The organism is Embleya sp. NBC_00896, from assembly GCF_045207785.1.
Taxonomy (GTDB): Bacteria; Actinomycetota; Actinomycetes; order Streptomycetales; family Streptomycetaceae; genus Embleya.
This window is the reverse complement of sequence record NZ_CP108776.1, coordinates 6555935-6576231: the sequence shown is the minus strand read 5'-3', so window position 1 is coordinate 6576231 and position 20297 is coordinate 6555935. Positions and strand designations below refer to the sequence as shown.

Sequence of the window (20297 nt, the reverse complement as noted above, 5' to 3'; positions counted from 1 at the left end):
GACCGGGACGACGGGTTCGCTTTGATCCACCTCCGTGCACTTGGAGGTGATTTGACGACGTCACAGGCGCAGTGGAATGAGGGGGAAGCGACGTGGGACACACCGGCATGGACACGGACGTGGTGATCGCGGGCGCCGGGCCGACGGGCTTGATGCTCGCCTGCGAGCTGCGGCTGGCGGGCGTCGACGTGGTGGTGGTCGAGCGGCTCGCGGAGCGCAGCGGCGAGTCGCGAGCCGGCGGGATGCACTCCCGCACCCTGGAGGTGCTGGACCAACGCGGAGTGCTGGACCGCTTCCTGGCGGTGGGCGAACTGACGCCGGTGGGCCACTTCTCCGGGATCTGGCTGGACTTCGACGGGTTCGAGTCCAGGCACCCCCACCCGCTGATGCTCCTGCAGTCCACCTTCGAGCGGGTGCAGGAGGAGTGGGCCGCCGAACTCGGCGTGCGGGTGCGCTGGTCGTCCGAGGTGAGCGGGATCCACCAGGACGAGGCGGGCGTGACGGTCGAGCTGCGTACGGCCGAGGCGGCACCCACGACGCTGCGCGCCCGCTACCTCGTGGGCTGCGACGGCGGGCGCAGCACGGTGCGCAAGCTGTCGGGCATCGCCTTCCCCGGCACTCCGGCGACCATGACCGCGCTGCTCGGCGACGTCGAACTCCCCGACTTGCCCGAGGACTTCATCTTCATGCGGCGCTGTCCGGACGGCCACTTCTCGGCGTTCGCCCTGGAGCCGGGCTGGCACCGGGTGATCACCTCCGAGTACGACCACGTCGCGGACCGCGACGAACCCGCGACGTTCGAGCAGCTCCGGGAGTCGCTGATCAGGCTCGCGGGCACCGACTTCGGCATGCGCAGCCCCAAGTGGATCTCCCGGTTCGGCGACGCCGCACGGCAGGCCGCCCGGTACCGGGAGGGCCGGGTGATGCTCGCGGGCGACGCGGCGCACATCCACTACCCGGCCGGCGGACAGGGGCTGAACATGGGGGTGCAGGACGCGGTCAACCTCGGCTGGAAGCTCGCCTCGGTGGTGCGCGGCCGGGCGCCGGAGAGCCTGCTGGACAGCTACCACACCGAGCGCCACCTCGTCGGGGAGCGCGTTCTGCAGAACACCCGGGCGCAGGCGGCCCTGGCCCGCCCCGGCGCCCAGATGGACGCGCTGCGCGAGGTGTTCGGCTCGCTCATCGTGTTCGACGAGGTCAACCAATATCTGCGCGGCATGATCTCCGCACTGGACATCCGGTACCCGGTCGACGGGAACCACCCGCTGGCGGGCCGCCGGGTCCCCGACGCCGACCTCAAGACGCCTGACGGCGTCACCCGCGTCTACGAGCTGCTGCACGCCGCCCGCCCCGTCCTGCTCGACCTGCGCGGCAGCGCCGAGGTGGCGGCGGCCGTCGAGGGCTGGGCCGATCGCGTCGACCTCGTCGAGGCGCGGAGCGAGGACGACCACTGGCCCGTCCCGGCCCTCGGCGAGATCCCCGCTCCCGCCGCGCTCCTGATCCGCCCCGACGGCCATGTCGCGTGGGCCGCCGGCGGCGCGCCCGACACCTCCGGGCTCCGGACCGCCCTCGGCACCTGGTTCGGCCCGGCCCTGCGGGGATGAGACACGACATCGATCAGCCACACCACCGTCGACACCCGGTACAGACGACTCCCAGGAGCGGGCAATGACGATACGGAAGAGCCGGCGGGCCTGCGTGGTCGGCTTGGCGGCGGTCGCGATGGCGGCCACCGCCTTCACGGGTCCCGCCCAGGCGTCGCGGGACACGGCGCCCGCGGCGGTCGACCACCGGGCGACGCAGCGCGCGATGGACGCGGCCGTGCAGGCCGGTGTCCCCGGCATCACCGCCCAGGCACGAGACGCCGACGGCGTCTGGAAGTCGGCATCGGGCGCGGGCAACCTGAAGACGGGTGCGCCGCGCGGCAGGAACGACCGGTTCCGCGTCGGCAGCATCACCAATACATTCGTGGCGACCGTCCTCCTCCAGATGGAGGCGGAGAAGAGACTCGGTCTCGACGACACCGTGGAGCGCCGGCTGCCCGGCTTGGTGAGGGGCAATGGCAACGCCGGCCGCGAGATCACCGTTCGGCAGCTTCTCAACCACACCAGCGGCCTGTTCGACTACCTCGCCGACAAGGAGTACAGCGAGACGTACATGGAGGGCGACGGCTACCTCCGGCACCGGTACGACACCCTGACGCCCGAGAAGCGCGTGAAGGTGGCCCTCTCCCACGAGCCGCTGTTCAAGCCCGGCGCCAGGCACGCGTTCTCCAACACCAACGACGTCCTGGCCGCGCTGATCATCGAGAAGACCAGCGGCAGGCCGTACGAGGACGAGGTGCGCGACCGCATCATCAAACCCCTGGGGCTCAAGGCGACGTCCAACCCCGGCCACAGCATCCGCCTGCCCAAGCCGAGCAGCCGCGGCTACTCGAAACTGTTCCCGTCGGCACCGGACCGGATCGACGACGTCACCGAGATGAACGGGTCACAGGGCTGGGGCAACGGCGACATCATCTCCAGCGCAGACGATCTGAACCGGTTCTACAGGGCCCTGATGCGCGGGGAACTGCTGCCGCCGCGACAGCTGAGGGCGATGTTGACGACCGTCGACAACCCCGATTTCCCGGGCGCGGCCTACGGGCTCGGCATCGAACGGTTCACCCTGGGTTGCGGCATCACCCTGTGGTACCACGACGGAGGCGCCGTGGGGTGGATCTCCATGGTCGCCACCACCGAAGACGGCCGCCACCAACTCGCGTTCAACTACAACGGCACCTGGGGAGCGGAGACCATCCTCCCGATCCTGAACGCCGAGTACTGCGACACGCCTTCCCGCTCACGCTGAGGCAGGCCACGACAACGCCCCCTCCCCCGGCCACGACACCAAAACCCGGCCCGGGCGGGATCCCCCGGGGCGTTGTGCGGCCGGCGCGTGGGCCGCCGGGCCGAACGGCCCGGTGTATCGGGCAGTGCGGCCCTGCCGGATCGCCCGGATCGGCGAAAGACTCAGGGTGTCCGGCCGGGTGCGTCCCCCTCGACGCCATCGGCAACGCGTCGCACGGTCCCAGGGGGTTCGCATGTGGCACCGGAAGATCGAGGACGTCATGACCCGCGACGTCGCCACCGTCGGCTCCGGCACCGGGTTCGACGACATCGTCGCCTCGTTGGACGCGCGACGAATCAGCGCCCTGCCGGTTGTCGACGACGAGCACCGCGTACTCGGCATCGTCTCGGAGGCCGACCTGCTGCCCGCCCGGGTGGAGCCGGCCGAGGACGAGCACCTGCTGTCCGGCCTGCGGTGGCGTACGCCTGGGCACACCAGGGGCGAGGGGCACACCGCGCGCGACCTGATGACCTCACCCGTGGTGACCGTGGAACCCGCGTCGAGCACGCTGCGGGGCGCACGTCTGATGGACCGCCACCACGTCAAGCGCCTCCCGGTGGTGGACACCTCCGGTCACCTGGTGGGCATCGTCGGTCGCTGCGACCTGTTGCGTACGTTCCTGCGCCCGGACACGGAGATCCGTACCGAGATCGAGCACGACGTACTGGGCACCACGCTGTGGCTGGAGCCCGGCACGATCGAGGTGGACGTCCGCGACGCGGTGGTGCGGTTGTCCGGACGGGTCGACAACCGCAGCTTCATCGACATCGTGCTCCGGCTGTGTCGGGCCGTCGACGGCGTCGAAAGCGTCTCCCACATCCTCGCGTGGGACTTCGACGACAGTCACATCAGGCCCGGCCCGGCGCACTTCACCCGCCGCCCGCCCGGCCGCTGAGGAGTACGTCGCGCCCGGGCCGACCGATCAACGGCCGGCCGCCACGCGGATCAACGCGTGTCCGCATCGGTCGTGGTCGAGGCCGCGGCCCGGCCTGCTTCCAGACGTGCGCTCGGCAGCCGGTACGGGGAACACGAGAGGTAGTCGACGCCCGCGTCGTGGAAGAAGCGGATCGAGTCGGGATCCCCGGCGTGCTCGCCGCAGACGCCGATCCGCAGGCCGGGCTTCCCCCGGCGGCCTTCGTCGATCGCGATCCGGATCAGCCGGCCGACGCCGGCGCGGTCGATGCGCTCGAAAGGTGAGACCTCGATGATTCCCCGATCGAGGTAGGCGGCGAGGAACGATGCCTCCGCGTCGTCGCGGGACAGGCCCCAGGTGGTCTGGGTCAGATCGTTGGTACCGAACGAGAAGAAGTCCGCCACCGGCGCGATGGCCCCGGCGGTCAGCGCGGCCCTGGGAAGTTCGATCATGGTGCCCACCGGACAGCGCACGGGCACCCCGGTGTCCGCTTCGACGTCCGCGAGAACCCGCTCGACTTCGGCTCGAACGAGACTCAGTTCCTTGACGGTGGCGACCAACGGGATCATGATCTCCGCGCGCGGATCCCCGCCGGCACGGATGCGGGCCACGACCGCCTCGCCGATGGCACGCACCTGGGTCGCGATCAGCCCCGGCACGGTCAGTGCCAGGCGCACGCCACGCAGACCCAGCATCGGGTTCTCCTCCCGGAGGACTTCGAGGGCCTCGTGTACGCGTACTTCCCGGCGGTCGGGCTCCCTGCCGGTGGCCCGCGCCACGGCGAGTCGGATCGCGGACTCGGTGTCGTCGGGGAGGAACTCGTGCAGGGGCGGGTCGATCAGGCGGATGGTCACGGGCAGGCCGTCCATGGCCGAGAGGATTCCGGTGAAGTCCTCGCGTTGCAGCGGCAGGAGGGCGTCCAACGCGCGCCGCCGTTCGGCATCCGTGCGAGCCAGGATCATGTCCTCGACGAAGTGGCGTCGTGTGCCCAGGAACATGTGTTCGGTGCGGCACAGGCCGATTCCGCCCGCTCCGTAGCGACGGGCCCGCGCCGCGTCCTCGGGAGTGTCCGCGTTCGCCAGGACGTCCATCCGGCGGATCTCGTCGGCCTGTTCCAGACAGCGGGCGACCGCTTCGACGACGCCGGGGGATCGCGTTCCGGTCTCCAGGTACCGCGTGACGGGCGAGGCCACCAGTGGCAGGGAGCCCAGATGTACCGTGCCCGCCGTGCCGTCCACGGAGACGACCGCGCCTTCCTCGACGATGGTGCCGTCCGCGGCCGTGAGGCGCCGTCCGCGAGTGTCGATGTCCAGCTCTGCCGCCCCGCACACGCACACCTTGCCCATGCCTCGCGCGACCACCGCGGCGTGGCTCGTCTTGCCGCCGCGGCCCGTGACCACGGCCTCGGCGGCGATCATGCCGGGCAGGTCGTCCGGGCTGGTCTCGTGGCGGACCAGGACCACGCGCTCGCCGGCCCCGGCCCGGCGCACGGCCTCGGCCACGTCGAACACGACGGCGCCGACGGCCGCGCCCGGCGCCGCGGGTATCCCGCGTGCCAGGAGCATGGTGTCCGCGTGCGCGTCGAATCGCGGAAACGTCAACTGGTCGAGCTGTTCCCCGTCGACCCGGGCCAACGCCTCGGGCCAGGTGATCACACCCTCGTCCACCAGCGCACAGGCGATCCGGAAGGCGGCCTCGGCGGTCCGCTTGCCGACCCTGGTCTGCAGGACCCACAGCCGGCCGCGCTCGATCGTGAACTCGACGTCGCACAGGTCCCGATAATGCGTCTCCAGGGTGCGCAGATACTCGCCCAGCCGCGCGTACGAGTCCGGATCCAGCCGTTCCAGTTCCTGGAGCGGAAGTGCGTCGCGGACGCCGGACACGACGTCCTCGCCCTGCGCGTCGGCGAGGTAGTCGCCGTAGACGCCGGCGCGGCCGGTGCCGGGGTCGCGGGTGAAGGCGACCCCGGTACCCGAGTCCGGTCCCAGGTTGCCGAACACCATGGCCTGCACATTCACCGCGGTGCCCAGGTCATCCGGGATGTGCTCGCGCCCGCGGTAGACGCGGGCCCGTTCACCGTTCCACGAGTGGAACACCGCGGATACGGCACGGTCGAGCTGCTCGCGCGGATCCTGCGGGAACTCCTCGCCCGTGTCCGCACGGATGATCGACTTGAACTCCCGCACAATCTCCGCGAGTTCCCGCGCTTCGAGGGACACGTCGTCGGTGACCCCCCGCTCGCGTCGACGCCGGGTGAGGACCTCCTCGAAACGGGCGCCGTCGATGCCGAGCACGGTGGCGCCGTACATCTGGACCAGGCGCCGGTACGAGTCCCAGGCGAAGTGCTCGCGGCCGGTGCTCTCGGCGAGGCCGATCACCGAGGCGTCGTTGAGTCCGACGTCGAGGATCGTGTCCATCATCCCGGGCATGGAGAAGCGGGCACCCGAGCGCACCGACACCAGCAACGGGTTGTCGGCCTGGCCGAGGCGGCGCCCGGTGACCTGCTCCAGGCGGGTCAGATGACCGGCGATCTCCCGGTCCAGCCCCTCCGGGGTCGACCCCGTGCGCAGGAACACCCGACACGCGTCCGTGGTGACCGTGAATCCCGGCGGAACCGGCAGACCGAGCCGGGTCATCTCGGCCAGGTTGGCGCCCTTGCCGCCGAGCAATCCCGCTTGTTCACGCGATCCCTCGGTGAATTCGTACACGTACGCGGTGGCCATGCTCGTGCCCTTCCTGCGCGCTGGGTGAAGACTCGATCGGAGTCGGGCGGCGACGGGGCCCTCCTCGGATCTCGTGGAACGCGGCTGGGGTAGGGGCGATTCACCGGCGGAAGAGGGCGACCTTGAGCGCGCCTGTCTCCGCCGCGCGGGAGAAGGTGCCGTAGGCGCCGAGCATGTCGTCGAGGTCGAACCGGTGGGTGATCATCCCCTCCGTGCCGAGTCGGCCCTCGGCGAGCAGGTCCAGGAGCAGCGGTGTGCTGGTGGTGTCGACCAGGCCGGTGGTGATGGTGAGGTTGCGGATCGAAGAGGCGGGCGGTGGTGATGGCGGCCAGTCCGATGGGGCCTGCTCCCACGACGACGACGGTGTCGCCGGGGTGTACGTCCCGTTGCGGACGCCGTCAGGGCCTTCATGGCGTCCTGCCTTTCGTCGAGCGGGGGCGGAGAGTGCCTGCGTCATCAGCGTCGCGCCGATGTGGGGGGCCGCCGTAGGGCCGAGTGGCCCGGGCGAGTGGGCCGTCGGACACGGTCGCGCCCACCGTCCGACGTTGCTTCGCGGCAACCAGTGCGCGCGTTTCGCGGGCGATCTCGATGTCCTCGCGCGCGGTGACGACGAGGGTGCGAACGGGGCTTTCGTCGGCGCTCACGTCGGCATCGCCGCGGGCCTCGGCGTTGACGCGTGGGTCGAGACGCACACCCAGGAAGGCGAGTTCGCGGACGGCGTCGGCCCGGATCGCGTCGTCGTGTTCACCCACTCCGCCGGTGAAGGCGAGGACGTCCAGGCCACCCATCGCGGCGGCCATGGAGGCGATCTTGGTCCGGAGCCGGTAGGCGTAGACGCGGCGGGCGGACCGGGCGTGTCGATCGCCCGCGTCGGCCGCCGCGCGAATGGCCCGCATGTCGCCGCCATGGCCGGCGAGTGCGACGAGGCCGGCTCCGTGTTCCAGTGCCTCTTCAAGTTCGTCGACCGTGACACCTTGGCGCTGGAGCCACAGGATCAGGCCGGGATCCACGTCGCCCGCCCGGGTCGCCATGACGAGCCCTTCGGCCGGGGTGAAGCCCATGGTGGTGTCGACGGACTCGCCCGCGCGCACGGCGGCCAGCGATGCCCCCGCGCCGAGGTGGCAGCTGACCACGCGAGCCGAAGCCGGGTCGAAGCCGGCCAGTTCGCAGGCGCGGCGGGCCGCGTACGCGTGTGACAGGCCGTGGAAGCCGTAGCGGCGCAGACCCCATGTCGTGCGCCACACCTCGGGCAGGGCGTACGTACTCGCCTCCGCCGGCAGTGTGCGGTGGAAGGCCGTGTCGAAGCAGGCGACCGCGGGCACGCCCGGCAGTGCCTGACGAACGGCGTCGATTCCCGCGAGGGCCCGGCTCTGGTGCAAGGGTGCCAGCGAGGCGAGGCCCGCGATCCGCGCGAACACCTCCGGATCGAGCCGGGTCGGGCCGGTGAACTCCGCTCCGCCGTGCACGACCCGATGTCCGACGGCATCGACGGGCCCGGCGCCGCGCAGGAACCCGGAGACCGCGCCTTCGGGAATCAAGTCCGCGCACTCGATGGTCGACGCGCACACGACGGTGTCGTGCGGGTCGAGTACGGACAGTTTCACGGTGGACGATCCGGCGTTGACGACGAGGATCCGATTCGGGCTCATCGGGCTCATGGTGTGTGCTCCCTCGCGATGGTCTCGCTCCGACGGGTGTACGCAGCCGCGGTCGCCTCCGACAGTGCCGCGCGACCGGGCGGCGCGAACAGGGCCGAACGGCACGTGCGTTGCCCATCCGAAACGGTCGACATCGACGTCCCTCCCCGTAGATCAGTCGGGCACCATCTTCGAATGCCGGACGCCTTGGTTCCTGTCGGCGTCCCGATCCCGGTACAGGTTCACCAGTACTCCCAACAGATCGTGGTCGGTCAGTACCCCGACGGCGCGATCCGTCGCGTCCACGACGAGGAGGGCGTCGATCCCGAACTCGAGAAGGCGCTCACTCGCGCCGATCACGTCGACTTCCGGGGCGACGAACGGACGCTCGGATCCGAGCACGTCGCGCGGTGTGCGGTGCTTCAGCCCCAGTGGGTCGAGGGCCCAGACCGATGCGAGATCGCGGTCGCTCAGCAGACCCACGGCACGGCCCTCCTCGACGACGGCGACGTGGCGCAGGTGGGCCGTGAGCATGCAATCCATCGCCTGCCACAAGGTGTCCCGGGCGGCGACCGCGACGACCGGGCCGTGCATCACCTCGCGAGCCGTCGGAATGTGCGTCGATTCCCCTGGGTGTGTGCGTGTCGTGGACATGGTTCACCGGCTCTGATCACGTGTTCTCGGTTGTCGACGACTCCAGGTTCGGTCGTCGGGCGAGCGGTGCCCAGAGTCGATCAGCCCTCGGAGACCCGATTCGGCAGGGCCGTTCGGCCCTGTCCGGTGGAACGCGACATCGACGACCGGTTCCCGACGGCGCCGAGGAGTGACGGGTACGACGGCTTCTCCGCTCGCCCGGTCAATCGGCGATCAGGACCGCCGCGCCGCGAACGCGGTCGGCGGCGAGATCCGCGAGCGCCCGGTCGGCACGGCTCATCGGGTATCGCGTCGTCGTCACCCGGAGGTCGATCTCCGTCGCCAGGCGGAGAAACTCGACGCCGTCGCGCCGGGTGTTGGCGGTGACGCTGCGCAGGTTGCGTTCGTGGAACAGGTGCCGCTGGTAGTTCAGCGGCGGAATGTCGGTCAGGTGGATGCCCGCGACAGCCACGGTCCCGGCTCGATCGAGCGCGGCCAGGGCGGCCGGCACGACCTCGCCGACCGGCGCGAACACAATGGCGGAGTCCAGTGGTTCGGGTGGTGCGTCGTAGGTGTCGCCGGCGGAGGCGGCGCCGAGTTCCAGGGCCAGTCGGCGGGCCTGTTCGGACCGGGTCATGACGTGGACGGACGCACCTCGCGCGAGCGCGACCTGTGCGGCGAGGTGGGCGGACGCGCCGAAGCCGTAGATGCCCAGCCTGCCGCCGGGCGGCAGATCGGCCCGCAGCAACGCGCGGTAGCCGATGATCCCGGCACACAGCAGCGGCGCCAGGTACTCGGCGTCACGATCGGCGGGCAGTGCGTAGGCGTAGTCCTCGGGCGCCAAAGTCCGGTCGGCGAACCCGCCGTCGGCGTCCCAACCGGTGTACGTCGAGCCAGGGCACAGGTTCTCCGCACCGGCCCGGCAGTGGCGGCACTGCCCGCAGGTGTGGCGAAGCCACGCGATGCCGACCCGATCGCCGGGGGCGAAGCGCGTCGAGCCCGACCCGGCGATCTCGACCTCGCCCACCACTTCGTGTCCGGGAACGGCGTTCGCTCTGTGTGGCGCCAGATCACCCTCCGCAAGGTGCAGGTCGGTGCGACAGACGCCACAGGCCTCCACCCGCACCAGGATTTCGCCCGGGCCCGGCGCCGCCTGCTCGCGTTCGACAAGTGCGAGGGGGTGGGTGTCGATCGGCCCGGGACGCACCACCGCCCACGAGCGCCCCGCGCGCCCGTTCGGCGAAGCGTCCACGTTCATGACGCGCCATCCTTTCGGGGACAACCACCAGAGGTCGCGGCGCGTGGTGGATCACTCGTAGCAACTCGCGTCCACCGTCCACTCGCTTCCACTCGTATCAAAGGAGGTGGTGATGCTCGCTGTCGCGGTGGAGTTCGGTCGCGTAGACCGCCGCCTGCACGCGGCGCTCCAGGCCGAGCTTGTTCAGCACCGCCGAGACGTAGTTCTTGACGGTTTTCTCCGCCAGGCCCAGGCTCTCGGCGATCTCTCGATTGGTTTGGCCCCGCGCGATGTGCTCCAGGACCTGCTTCTCGCGTTCACTGAGTCCGGCGGTGCCCGGTTCGGCGGCGGGGCCGTTGCGGACCCGGTCCAGCACGCACGTGGTCACGGCCGGGTCCAACAGCGACTGCCCGGTGGCCACCGCGCGCACGGCCGCGATCAGGTCCTGCCCGCGCACCTGCTTGAGCACGTAACCGGCCGCGCCCGCCATGATCGCCGCGAACAGGGCGTCCTCGTCGTCGTACGAGGTCAGGATCAACGCGTTGATCTCCGGGAAGCGCGAACGCACCTCGCGACACACGTCGATGCCGCTGCCGTCCGGCAGCCGCCCATCCAGGATGGCGACGTCCGGGCGCAGCGCCGGAATGCGCCGCGCGGCCTCGGCCGCGGAGCCCGACTCGCCCACGATCTCGATGTCGGGCTCCCCGCCGAGCAGGTCGGCCAAGCCCCTGCGGACCACCTCGTGGTCGTCCAACAGGAACACGCGAATGGGTGATGTCGACACGGCCCTCCTCCGGAGTCAGTCATGACTCCATTGTCGAACGCTCGAGGCGTCCGCGCCTCTCACCGAGTGGGACGGTGCGGCCCGAGGAGAACGTCGGCCGAGTGGCATGGATCCGAGTGCCGTCGACGCGTGGTGGCGAGCCGCGAATTATCTGGCGGTTTGATCGACGTCATCGACCGCGTCCCGGGCCTCGGCCCCAAGGCCGCACTCGTCCGTCAGTCGATGCTCGACGCCCGCACCCGGCACCGTGCCTGGATCGTCGAACACGGCGAGGACCTGCCCGAGGTCCGAGACTGGGTCTGGTCGTCCTCCGTCGATCCCCGATGATCGATCCGGGCGTCCGGCGGCCCGCCGGCCCTCGGGCGTCCCCGACAAACGGAACGCGGCTGCCTTGATCGGGTGAGCAGGAGACGTCGGCCGCCACATTTGGCACGATGGAGCCAAGGAACGTCCCGACGAGTCACCGAACGTTGGAGGGGCCCGTGGCGCCGGACGCCCGACCGGCAATTCCGCGCATGCGCTTGGACGAGCTCCTGGACGAGCTCCAAGCGCATGTGGAGGTCGTCCGCTCCACTCGGGACCGAGTGAGCGGCCTCCTCGAAGCAGTGTTGTCGGTAGGCAGCGATCTGGACCTGGAGACCGTGCTTCGCCGGATCGTCGAGTCGGCGACGAGCCTGGTGGACGCCGAGTACGGCGCGCTCGGCGTGATCGGCGACGAGGATCAACTCGCGCGTTTCCTGCCGGTGGGGATGGATCCGGAGACGATCCTGCGGATCGGGCCGTTCCCGACCGGGCGCGGCATCCTGGGGTTGATCATCCGGGACCCCCATTCACTGCGCCTCCACGATCTGACCGAGCACCCCGACTCGTTCGGCTTTCCGGACGGTCATCCGCCGATGAAGTCCTTCGTGGGTGTACCGATCCGGATCCGCGAGGTGGTCTTCGGCAACCTCTATCTCACCGAGAAACGCGGCGGCGCCGACTTCGACGAGGACGACGAGGCGGTCCTGCGCACCCTCGCCGCCGCGGCCGGCGTCGCCATCGACAACGCGCGCCTGTACGACGACGTCCGTCGCCGCGAGCATTGGCTGGCGGCGAGTTCGGACCTGACCCGCAGTCTGCTTTCCGGCGACGCGCCCACCGATGTCCTACGATCGTTCACCGCCACGATCCGCGAGATGAGCGATGCCGACCTGGTGACCTTGGCACTGCCGGTGGCGGACACCGGCGATCTGGTCGTCGAGGCCGCCGACGGCTCACTCGCGGATCGAGTCCGCGGGCTGGTGCTGTCGGGCGAGAACACGTTGATGGGCAAGGTCTTCAGTTCCGGCGAGACGATCACGAGCACCGATCTGAGCAATGACCCGCGGGCGGTCGTCGCGATCGCGGCGGGAATCGAACTCGGTTCGGCCTTCCTGCTGCCACTGGGTACGCGCGAACGCATCCGCGGAGTGCTCCAGATCGCCAATGTCTCCGGACGGCCACAGCTGTCGGACGCGGTCGTGCGGATGGTCGCCGGCTTCGCCGACCATGCGGCGTTGGCCCTGGAAATCGCCGAACGACGGCGCGACGCGGAACTCCTGACGGTGCTTCAGGACCGTGACCGGATCGCGCGCGATCTGCACGACCTGGCCATTCAGCGGCTCTTCGCCACCGGCATGACGCTGCAGAGCGCGACCCGCTTCATCGACCACCCCGAAGCCTTGGAACGGGTCGAGTCGGCGGTCGACGCGCTGGACGAGACGATCAAGGTGATCCGCTCGACGATCTTCTCGCTCAAGGCGCGCAGCCGCGGCACCGACACCGGTCTGCGTTCGCGGTGCCTGCACGAGGTGGACGCGATGACCGAAGTCCTGGGCTTCGCACCGACCTTGCGGGTGGACGGTCTCCTCGACACGCTCGTTCCCGAGCCCATCGCCGAACACGTCGTGGCGGTGTTGCGCGAGGCACTCGCGAACACGGCCCGACACGCACACGCGAGTCGCGTCGAGGTGCACGCGGAAACGGACGAGAAACAGGTGCGCCTGCGGGTCCGCGACAACGGAGTCGGCCCGCCTGCCGAGATCACCCGGCGGAGCGGGTTGGACAACCTGCGCGAGCGAGCCGAATCCCTCGGCGGCTCCTGCTCCTTGGCCGCGGCACCCGACGGCGGCGCGGTACTGGACTGGCACGTCCCGCTGAGTCGATCGACGTGACCGGGCATTCGGAAGAAACCCCCGAACCAGCCGGTTCCGACCGGGAATCGACTCGTGAACCACCGGCTGACCTGCCCGAACCGGTACGGCGTTGGCTCGCCCACGCGGTACCCATCGGCGTACCCGCCCCGCATTCGCTGGAGCTGCGCATGCACGGGCGGATCCGGGTGCGTCGATGGTGGTGCCCGTTCGAGGCACGCCAAACCCTGACCCCGCCCACCGCCTTCCGCTGGGACGCGCGCGTGCGCGGGCCGGGCGGCGTACGGATCGTCGGCTTCGACCGACTCGATCCGGAAGGCGGCCGGATGGTGTGGCGCCTGTTCGGCGTGCTGCCCTTCATCGGCGCGACCGGGCCCGATGTGACCCGCAGCGCGGCGGGCCGTCTGGCCGGCGAGGCCGTGCTGATGCCGGCCTTCGCGCTGCGCCCCGACGTCCGTTGGGAACCCCTGGACGACACGGGGGCCACCGCCCGCTTCACCGTCGCGGGGTATCCGCAGGAAGTGACCGTGACGGTGACTCCCTCGGGTGCCCTGGCGTCGGTTTCCCTGCCTCGATGGGGAAATCCGGACGGAGGACCGTTTCGCGAACACCGCTTCGTCGCCTCGTTCGACGGCGAGGCGACATGGGATGGGTTCCTGTTGCCCACCGGGATCCACGCCGGCTGGGACGCCACCGGTGAGTTCATCCACTACGACATCGACACCGCCACGCACCACTGAGTCGGCGCATCGGTTCCTCCGGACGGGAGATTTCGGCGTGCCCGACGATCACAGGGCCGTTCGGCCCTGGTCAAGGCCCCGCCGGGATTCGAAAGTGAAGAAATGAGCGACCACACCGTGACGAGACGCCCCCTCGACCGCCGCGAGACGCTGAAGCTCATGGCGGGTACGTCGCTGGGACGCGTCGTCGTGAGCGAGGGTGCTCTTCCGGCCGTCTACCTGGTGGCGTTCGCTTTCGACCGCGAGTGTGTGGTCTTTCGGGCGCCGGTCGGCTCGCCCCTGGCCAAGGCCGTGAACGACACCGTGGTCGCGTTCCAGGCAGACGACGTCGACCAGGCGGCCCGAACCGGGTGGACCGGCACCGTCACCGGCCAGTCGTCCGCCGTGCGAGACCCGTCGACCATCGCGCGTCTGGATCGCCTGCTGCCCGACATCGACAACGTCGACGTGGAACCGGTGTGGTTCCGGGTCACCGCCGATTTCGTCACCGGCCACCTCGCGCAGCGTGCCTGAGCACGGGCATGGCGAACCTGCGGCCCACAAACGACGCGGTCGCTGCTCCGCACAGGCACGCGGGGTGTCGACGCCGACCCGCCATGACCTTGCCGTCGGGTGAACGCACCCATCGGCGGCCATGACCTCCCGCCGCCCTCCACTCAGCGGAGTCGGCGCAGGTATGGGTCGTGACCGGTACGCGGTGCCAGCCGGATCCGGGCGTCGACGACCGTGACGCCGTCGGGGCGAGCGATCAGTGGGTTCAGGTCGGCCTCGACCAGTTGCGGAACGTCGTCGGCGAGTCGCGACAACCGGTGCAGGATGTTCTCGATGCCGGCTGTGTCGGTGGGACGCGCGCCTCGGTGGCCGTACAGCAGCGGCGCGCCCCGCGAGCCGGCAAGCAGCGCGTGCGCGTCCAGGTCGGTCAGCGGGGTCAGCCGCGCGCCGTGGTCGCCGAGCACGTCGGTGGCCACTCCGCCGAGTCCGAACACCACCAGGGGCCCCAGCACCTCGTCCTGGGTCACCCCGGCGATCAACTCGACTCCGGAATGAGCCATCGGCTGCACGACCACGCTCTCCATCAACGCCCCTATGCGGTGGGCCAGATCGGCGAACGCCGCACGCACCGCGTCGTCGCCCACCAGCCGCAGCCGCACCCCGCCCACATCGCTCTTGTGCACGATCTCGGGGCCGCATGCCTTGAGTACGACCGCGCGTTCCGCACCCAGCGGGGCGAGTTCGCGCCCCATCGCCACCGCCTCCTCGGCGTCGAACGCCTGCCGCCAGGGAGTGACCGTGATCCCGTACGCGGCCAGGATCCGCGCGCACGCCTTCGGGGGCAACCAGCCGCCCTCGGACTCGCGAGCCAGGAACTCGGCGACGAGTGAACGCACTCCGGCGCGGTCGACGTCGACCAGCGGCGGCACGGTGCCACGAGGTCGGGTCAACCACATCGCGCGCTCGTGTGCGTGGGCGAGCGCGACGGCGGCGGTGCGCGCGTCGCAGTACACCGGCACCGCCCCGCCGACCGCGGGCAACAGTTCGACGGCGGCGGCGCGTTCGGGGGCCACCACCACGACCGGCCGCTCGCGGACGGCGGGGCCCGTCAGGAGGTCGCCCAGCGGGTCGCCGAGTGCGGTCGGGGCGAGGGCCAAGACCACCGCGTCCACGTGGCCGGCCGCCAACACCCGGTCCACGCACCGCCGCAGCGTCTCGCCGTCGACGGTGGCGGTCGTGTCCACCGGATTGGCACAAGCGGCGCCGGCGGGCAACAACGCACGCAGCTCGCCTTCGAGATCCGCCCCGAAGCGCGGTACGACCAACCCCGCGTCCACACAGGCGTCCGCGGCGAGCACACCGGCGCCGCCCGCATTGCCGATCACCGCGACCGCGGCCCCGTCCGGCAGCGGCTGCGCGTGCAGCAGGGCCGCGACCGCGACCAGATCGCCCAGTGTGTGCGTGGCGGTCACCCCGGCCTGGCGGAACAGGGCCCCGCGCGCCACCGTCGGGGTGACCGCGGCGGCCGTGTGCGATCCGGCGGCGCGGCGTCCGGCGGCGGAGCGCCCCGCGTCCACGGTCAGCACCGGCTTGGTGCGACCGACGGTGCGCGCGATGCGGGAGAACTTGCGCGGATTACCGAAGGACTCCAGGTGCAGGATCGCCATCGTGGTGCGGGCGTCGGCCTGCCACCACTGGAGCATGTCGTTGCCGCTGACGTCGTACTTGTCACCGAGCGACGCGAAGGTCGACACCCCGATCCCGAGCCGGTTCAACTGCTCCATCAACGCGATCCCCACCCCGCCGGACTGCACCGCCACCCCGGCGCTGCCGGGAGCGGGCACGACCCAGCCGAAGGTCGCGTTCAGGGCCGTCGCCGGATCGGTCTGCGCAATGCCCAGGCAGTTGGGGCCGACCATGCGCATCCCGTGCCGCCGGCAGGAGGTCCGTACCCGGAGGCGTTGCTCGGGTGTCAAGCCCGAGGTGACGACCAGGAGCGCGCGCACGCCTGCTCGCCCGCATTCCTCGACCAGGTCCGGTACCGCGCTCGCCGGCACTGCCACGACGACCAGATCCGGCACGACCGGCAGCAACGAAGGAGTGGCGTACGCCGGTACACCGTCCACCTCGGTCTCCGTGGGGTGCAGCGCCACGACGGAACCGGTGTAGTGCGCCGCCTTGAGGTTGCGCAACAGTGCCCGGCCGACGGAGTCCGCGCGATGACCGGCCCCGGCGACCGCGATCGAGCGCGGCGTGAACAGGGGCACGAGAGCGGCGACATCGGCGTGGGCCTCCCGGACGGCCATGGCCGTCAGGTACCGCTCGGTCGAGACGTCGTCGGTGTCCAGGTCGATCGCACAGTTCACCACGCCGGACACCAAGCGGTTGCGGCCGGGCAACCCCATGTCCTCGATCACCCGGAGCATCGGCCGGTTCCACGGCAGGGTGTCCGCCAGCAGCGTGCGGATACCGTCCGCGCGCGCCATCGCGATCAGATGCTCGATCAGGAGCGTGCCGACGCCGCGACCGTGCCACGCGTCTGCCACGGCGAGCGCCAACTCGGCCTCATCGGGCATGTCTTCCGCGTTGTACTCGGCGACGCCGATCACCGTCTTCTCGTCGTGTGTGAGCGCGAGCAACGCGCCACACCCCGGACGGTCCGGGGTGCCGACGCGCTTGGCGGTCTCCCGCACGGAGATGTCCGATATCCCGAAGAACCGCAGGTGCAGGTTCTCCGCGGACATGCCGTGGTGCATCGCCAGGATCAGACCTTCGTCGTCCGGACGAGGGCGGCGCAGCAGGATCGTCTCGCCGTCGGCGGCAAGAGCCCAGATCTCGGGCGGTGTCCCGGTGGCGGTCATGGACTCATCCCCTTCGGCCGTGGCGCGTCCGCGCCGCTCGCCGCCAGCCTGTCGCCCACCGCGAGCGCGAGGCAGGGCCGGCCGGACCCGCGACCCGGGCCGAACGGCCCTGTCTCCTCACACCTCGAAGCGAGCAGGGTTCAACTGAAGGGCGACAGGAGGAAGGTGACGGCGATGAGACTCTCTCCGGTCCTGACCGCGGCACCGGCACGTCGCGGCGGACACATGTACGACGACGGCGACGACTGGACATGGTTGTGGGGGTCGATCCTGATGTTGCTCATGGTCGCTTTGATCATCGGCATCGTCTGGTTCCTCCTGCGGCATTCCGCACCCGGTCGCGGCTCCGCCGATGCAGCGGGCGCATCCGCCGTCGAGGTGTTGGCTCAGCGCTACGCCCGCGGGGAAATCGGCACCGAGGAGTACCACGAACGTCTGACGAACCTGCTCGCACTGCCGACAACCCGCCACGAGGGCAAGACCCGCGACCGAAACAGGCCCGATCCTCCGACTTCGCCGCCGGAGGCGGGCTCTGCGCCCGGAGGCGGTTCCGCTTAGCGCCGGTCTCCCGGACGGGCACGACCCTCGCGTCGTTTGGTGGTGCACCGGGCCCGATCGTCGCCCCGGGCCGTCGCGGAGGAGTCGGCCCCGGGCCGTCGCGGAGTAGTCGGATGGAGGGCGTACGACTCGGCCTCGGTTCCCGACTCGTTCGACTCGGCCTTGTTTCCCGACTCGTTCATGGCGCGGTGGCGGGCACGGGCACGACGGCCACGCGCAGCGATACCGATCCGAGCAGCAACCCGGCGAACCCGCCATGGCCTCGGGTACCGACCACGACCAGCTCCGCTCGACGGCTCGCCTCCAGGAGCACGTCCGCCGGCGGGCCCGCGACCAGCGACGTCTCGACCGCCAGGTGCGGGTGGGCCGTGCGGGTCTTGTCGACGGCCTGTTCCAGTATGACGCGGGCACCTTCGCGGACCTCGACCGAATGTGCGTGCCGGCCGAGAACGCCGGGCGGGACGGCCGTCGCCAAGTACAACGGCACCTTCGCCTCGGCTGCCGCACGAGCGCCCCACGTGAGTGCGCGGTCGCCGCCGGCCGAACCGTCGTAGCCGACCAGGACACCGAGGCCGGGGAAATGGGATCCGATAGTCATGATCTTGTCCAATCGTCGAACGGCGACGCTCGGCCGGCCCGACTCGGCGGTGGCGGACGTTTACCGACCGTCGGTCACAGCGGTCGGGGTGACCACCGACTTCCGCACCGCCGAGTCGTGACTTCTGCACTGCCGAGTCGTGGTGACACCGACTTCCGCACCGCTGATCCGATCGGCCCGTGACCTTCAGCGTGCGCGCGCTCCGTCATCGGGCACAGGGCCGCCCAGTACCGGTGGGACGGGCCGAAGGTCCCGGCCCGCTACCCCCACCGGCCCTGTGACGAGGTCTGCGCAAGCTCGATCGTGGAAGGCGAGGCGATCCGCGTGAGGCGGGTCCCGAACACGCGGGAGGCGAGCGCGATGAGGACGACCGGCGAGCACGCCCCGGCCGGCGGCACGACCAAGGATGAGTACGCGTCGGTGGAGGATCGGGACGTGGCCGAAGTGATGAGCACCGCGTTGCTCACCGTCGCCGGCGACGAATCCCTTTTGATGGCCTGGGAGTTGATGCAGCGCACCGGATTCCACCACCTCCCCGTCGTGGACGAGGAGGGACGCTGTGTGGGGCTGATCGAACGCAGCGAACTCGCGGTGGCCTGCGCGCTCCCCGCGATCTCGCTCGCCGAGCGCTACGTGGGCGACCTGCTGCCCGGAGGCTCCCAGCCACACGTGCCGCTCTCCGCACGAATCGCCGACGTCGCCGACGTGATGACCGACAACGCGGTCGACGCGCTCGCGGTCACCGACGACAGCGGCGCCCTGATCGGCCTTGTCACCGCCCGCGACCTGGTCTCGGCGTTGGCCGGTCGCACATCGCCGCACGGCCTCACGGACCGCGGGCCGGTGCTCTTCCGGCTGGAGCCGGTGCTGCCGCCGAACCGCGAGGCCTGATCGGATCACGGGCCCGAGCCATCGACGCTCGGCGCGCCCTCGGGACCACCTCGGCACGAATCCACACCGAACGAGAGGGAGTTCGACATGGAAACCCTTGGTACCCACTCCGACCGGCAGACGGCCGGCGTGTCCCCTGGGCCCGGGGCCGTTCCCGCCGACGAGACCGCAAGGGCGCAGTCGCGAGACCGAATCGTGGTGGGCCTGGACGGCTCGTCCGGTTCCGCGGTAGCTCTGCGCTGGGCCGCGGGTGAGGCGGCCGAACTCGGCGTGATCCTGGACGTCGTCGCGGCCTGGATGGATGCCGACCCCGCGCGCCCGACCCTCGACCGGCCCGACGCCCCACTGTCGGTGGCCCGCGAACGCCTGGAACACGCCCTGGCCGCCCTCGTCCGGGCTCCCATTCCGCCGGAACGGATCGTCGCCACCCCGCTCCACGGCCCCGCCGGCGAAGTCCTGGTCGCCCGCGCCCGCGAGGCCCGGCTCCTCGTCCTCGGCACCAGCGGCATCGACTGCCCGACCATCCCGGGCCCCACCGGCGTCTACTGCCTACGCCACAGCACCACACCCGTGGTTTTCGTCCCGCCCCAGGACGCGTGACCCGATAAATTTGGGAGCGGTCAGACATCGAGGCATACCGAGATCATCGGCGCGGCAATTTCCTCGGGACCGATCGAGATGCCGAAATGTTCTTCGCACACGACGAAGAACTCCGCCAGCGTGGATCGATCCGGAACAGCCCGGCGCAGCTTTCGCGCCAGTGCGGAATCACTTCCGGACTCGGGCATGCCGAATAGGGGATCACAATGTATCTCGACCGATCCGTTTCGGGCGTAAGTGAACCATTCCATCGAGTCCCAATAAAACCCGAGAGCATCCCCGTCTCGCGAGATCTCGGAAAAGAACGAGCGGGATGACAGGTTGGCGGAGAGCGCGTTCATGAACAGCGTCCACTCCCCCACCGCACCTGCGCGAAGCAGCGTCAGTCCTCGACCGTAGAGATCCGCGTCCATTTGCGTGGCTTCGTCGCCTGTTGTCCTGAATATTTCTCGCCCCGAACCACCTGCCGCATCGATGACCTGTTGCGGTCCGACGCCACGCACGAAGCCGAAGAATCCACCCTCGTACGAGTAATCACGAATCACGGTCCACGTCGACGGATCCACG

17 protein-coding genes and 2 pseudogenes are annotated in these 20297 nt (G+C 70.5%); 10 read left to right on the top strand and 9 right to left on the bottom strand.

Translation table 11 applies throughout. The annotated features are described in order from the left end of the window. The first annotated feature begins 92 nt into the window (after window positions 1-92). The 3 genes from OG928_RS29460 to OG928_RS29450 all read left to right on the top strand — a co-directional run bounded on the left by OG928_RS29460 (window position 93) and on the right by OG928_RS29450 (window position 3784). Complete coding sequence (locus OG928_RS29460) at window positions 93-1604, top strand: FAD-dependent monooxygenase (RefSeq protein WP_406289300.1); 1512 nt, start codon at window positions 93-95, stop codon at window positions 1602-1604. Between the two features lie 64 nt (window positions 1605-1668). Continuing rightward, the gene (locus OG928_RS29455) at window positions 1669-2850 is read left to right on the top strand and encodes a serine hydrolase domain-containing protein (RefSeq protein ID WP_406289298.1); all 1182 of its coding nucleotides are present in this window, start codon (window positions 1669-1671) and stop codon (window positions 2848-2850) included. 232 nt (window positions 2851-3082) lie between these two features. After that, the gene (locus OG928_RS29450) at window positions 3083-3784 is read left to right on the top strand and encodes a CBS domain-containing protein (protein ID WP_406289295.1); all 702 of its coding nucleotides are present in this window, start codon (window positions 3083-3085) and stop codon (window positions 3782-3784) included. A gap of 50 nt (window positions 3785-3834) precedes the next feature. Here OG928_RS29450 and ppdK read toward each other — a convergent pair whose 3' ends face one another. From ppdK to OG928_RS29420, 6 genes and pseudogenes are all read right to left on the bottom strand, one after another. Next, complete coding sequence (ppdK, locus tag OG928_RS29445; RefSeq protein ID WP_406289292.1) at window positions 3835-6525, bottom strand: pyruvate, phosphate dikinase; 2691 nt, start codon at window positions 6523-6525, stop codon at window positions 3835-3837. A 100-nt stretch (window positions 6526-6625) separates the two neighbouring features. Beyond that, window positions 6626-6905 (bottom strand): annotated as a pseudogene (locus OG928_RS29440) (alcohol dehydrogenase); the annotation flags it as partial. 27 nt (window positions 6906-6932) lie between these two features. Next, window positions 6933-8183 carry an acetate/propionate family kinase gene (locus OG928_RS29435; protein ID WP_406289290.1) on the bottom strand — a complete coding sequence of 417 codons (1251 nt, stop codon included), beginning with the start codon at window positions 8181-8183 and terminating at the stop codon, window positions 6933-6935. A 153-nt stretch (window positions 8184-8336) separates the two neighbouring features. Continuing rightward, window positions 8337-8816 carry a CBS domain-containing protein gene (locus OG928_RS29430; protein ID WP_406289288.1) on the bottom strand — a complete coding sequence of 160 codons (480 nt, stop codon included), beginning with the start codon at window positions 8814-8816 and terminating at the stop codon, window positions 8337-8339. A 202-nt stretch (window positions 8817-9018) separates the two neighbouring features. Beyond that, window positions 9019-10053, bottom strand: coding sequence for a zinc-dependent alcohol dehydrogenase family protein (locus OG928_RS29425; protein ID WP_406289286.1), 1035 nt, complete (start codon window positions 10051-10053; stop codon window positions 9019-9021). A 97-nt stretch (window positions 10054-10150) separates the two neighbouring features. Then, window positions 10151-10816 carry a response regulator gene (locus OG928_RS29420; RefSeq protein WP_406289285.1) on the bottom strand — a complete coding sequence of 222 codons (666 nt, stop codon included), beginning with the start codon at window positions 10814-10816 and terminating at the stop codon, window positions 10151-10153. A gap of 159 nt (window positions 10817-10975) precedes the next feature. On the opposite strand from OG928_RS29420, the pseudogene OG928_RS29415 reads away from it, so the two are divergent. The 4 genes and pseudogenes from OG928_RS29415 to OG928_RS29400 all read left to right on the top strand — a co-directional run. Beyond that, window positions 10976-11143: pseudogene (locus tag OG928_RS29415) on the top strand (hypothetical protein); the annotation flags it as partial. A 188-nt stretch (window positions 11144-11331) separates the two neighbouring features. Then, entirely contained in the window at window positions 11332-13011 is a 1680-nt protein-coding gene (locus OG928_RS29410) for a GAF domain-containing protein (RefSeq protein ID WP_406289284.1), read from the top strand. Beyond that, window positions 13008-13730 carry a DUF6544 family protein gene (locus tag OG928_RS29405; protein ID WP_406289282.1) on the top strand — a complete coding sequence of 241 codons (723 nt, stop codon included), beginning with the start codon at window positions 13008-13010 and terminating at the stop codon, window positions 13728-13730. The genes OG928_RS29410 and OG928_RS29405 overlap by 4 nt, the downstream gene beginning before the upstream one ends. A gap of 102 nt (window positions 13731-13832) precedes the next feature. Beyond that, complete coding sequence (locus tag OG928_RS29400; protein WP_406289279.1) at window positions 13833-14243, top strand: pyridoxamine 5'-phosphate oxidase family protein; 411 nt, start codon at window positions 13833-13835, stop codon at window positions 14241-14243. 143 nt (window positions 14244-14386) lie between these two features. On the opposite strand, the gene OG928_RS29395 is transcribed toward OG928_RS29400, so the two are convergent. Next, window positions 14387-17083: a GNAT family N-acetyltransferase gene (locus tag OG928_RS29395; RefSeq protein ID WP_406289277.1), complete on the bottom strand. Its 2697-nt coding sequence runs from the start codon at window positions 17081-17083 to the stop codon at window positions 14387-14389. 225 nt (window positions 17084-17308) lie between these two features. On the opposite strand from OG928_RS29395, the gene OG928_RS29390 reads away from it, so the two are divergent. Next, on the top strand, window positions 17309-17641 hold the full coding sequence (locus OG928_RS29390; protein ID WP_406289275.1) for an SHOCT domain-containing protein: 333 nt from the start codon (window positions 17309-17311) through the stop codon (window positions 17639-17641). A 178-nt stretch (window positions 17642-17819) separates the two neighbouring features. Here the strand turns inward: OG928_RS29390 and OG928_RS29385 are convergent, their stop codons facing one another. Next, window positions 17820-18239: a universal stress protein gene (locus OG928_RS29385; RefSeq protein WP_406289274.1), complete on the bottom strand. Its 420-nt coding sequence runs from the start codon at window positions 18237-18239 to the stop codon at window positions 17820-17822. A gap of 360 nt (window positions 18240-18599) precedes the next feature. Between OG928_RS29385 and OG928_RS29380 the strand changes: the two genes are divergently transcribed. Together OG928_RS29380 and OG928_RS29375 are read left to right on the top strand one after the other, a co-directional pair. After that, a complete protein-coding gene (locus OG928_RS29380; protein ID WP_406289271.1) occupies window positions 18600-19130 on the top strand; it encodes an HPP family protein in 531 nt (176 codons plus the stop codon). Between the two features lie 87 nt (window positions 19131-19217). Further along, complete coding sequence (locus OG928_RS29375) at window positions 19218-19730, top strand: universal stress protein (RefSeq protein WP_406289268.1); 513 nt, start codon at window positions 19218-19220, stop codon at window positions 19728-19730. A 20-nt stretch (window positions 19731-19750) separates the two neighbouring features. On the opposite strand, the gene OG928_RS29370 is transcribed toward OG928_RS29375, so the two are convergent. Then, on the bottom strand, window positions 19751-20296 hold the full coding sequence (locus OG928_RS29370) for a DUF6461 domain-containing protein (protein ID WP_406289266.1): 546 nt from the start codon (window positions 20294-20296) through the stop codon (window positions 19751-19753). Between the last annotated feature and the right edge of the window lies 1 nt (window position 20297).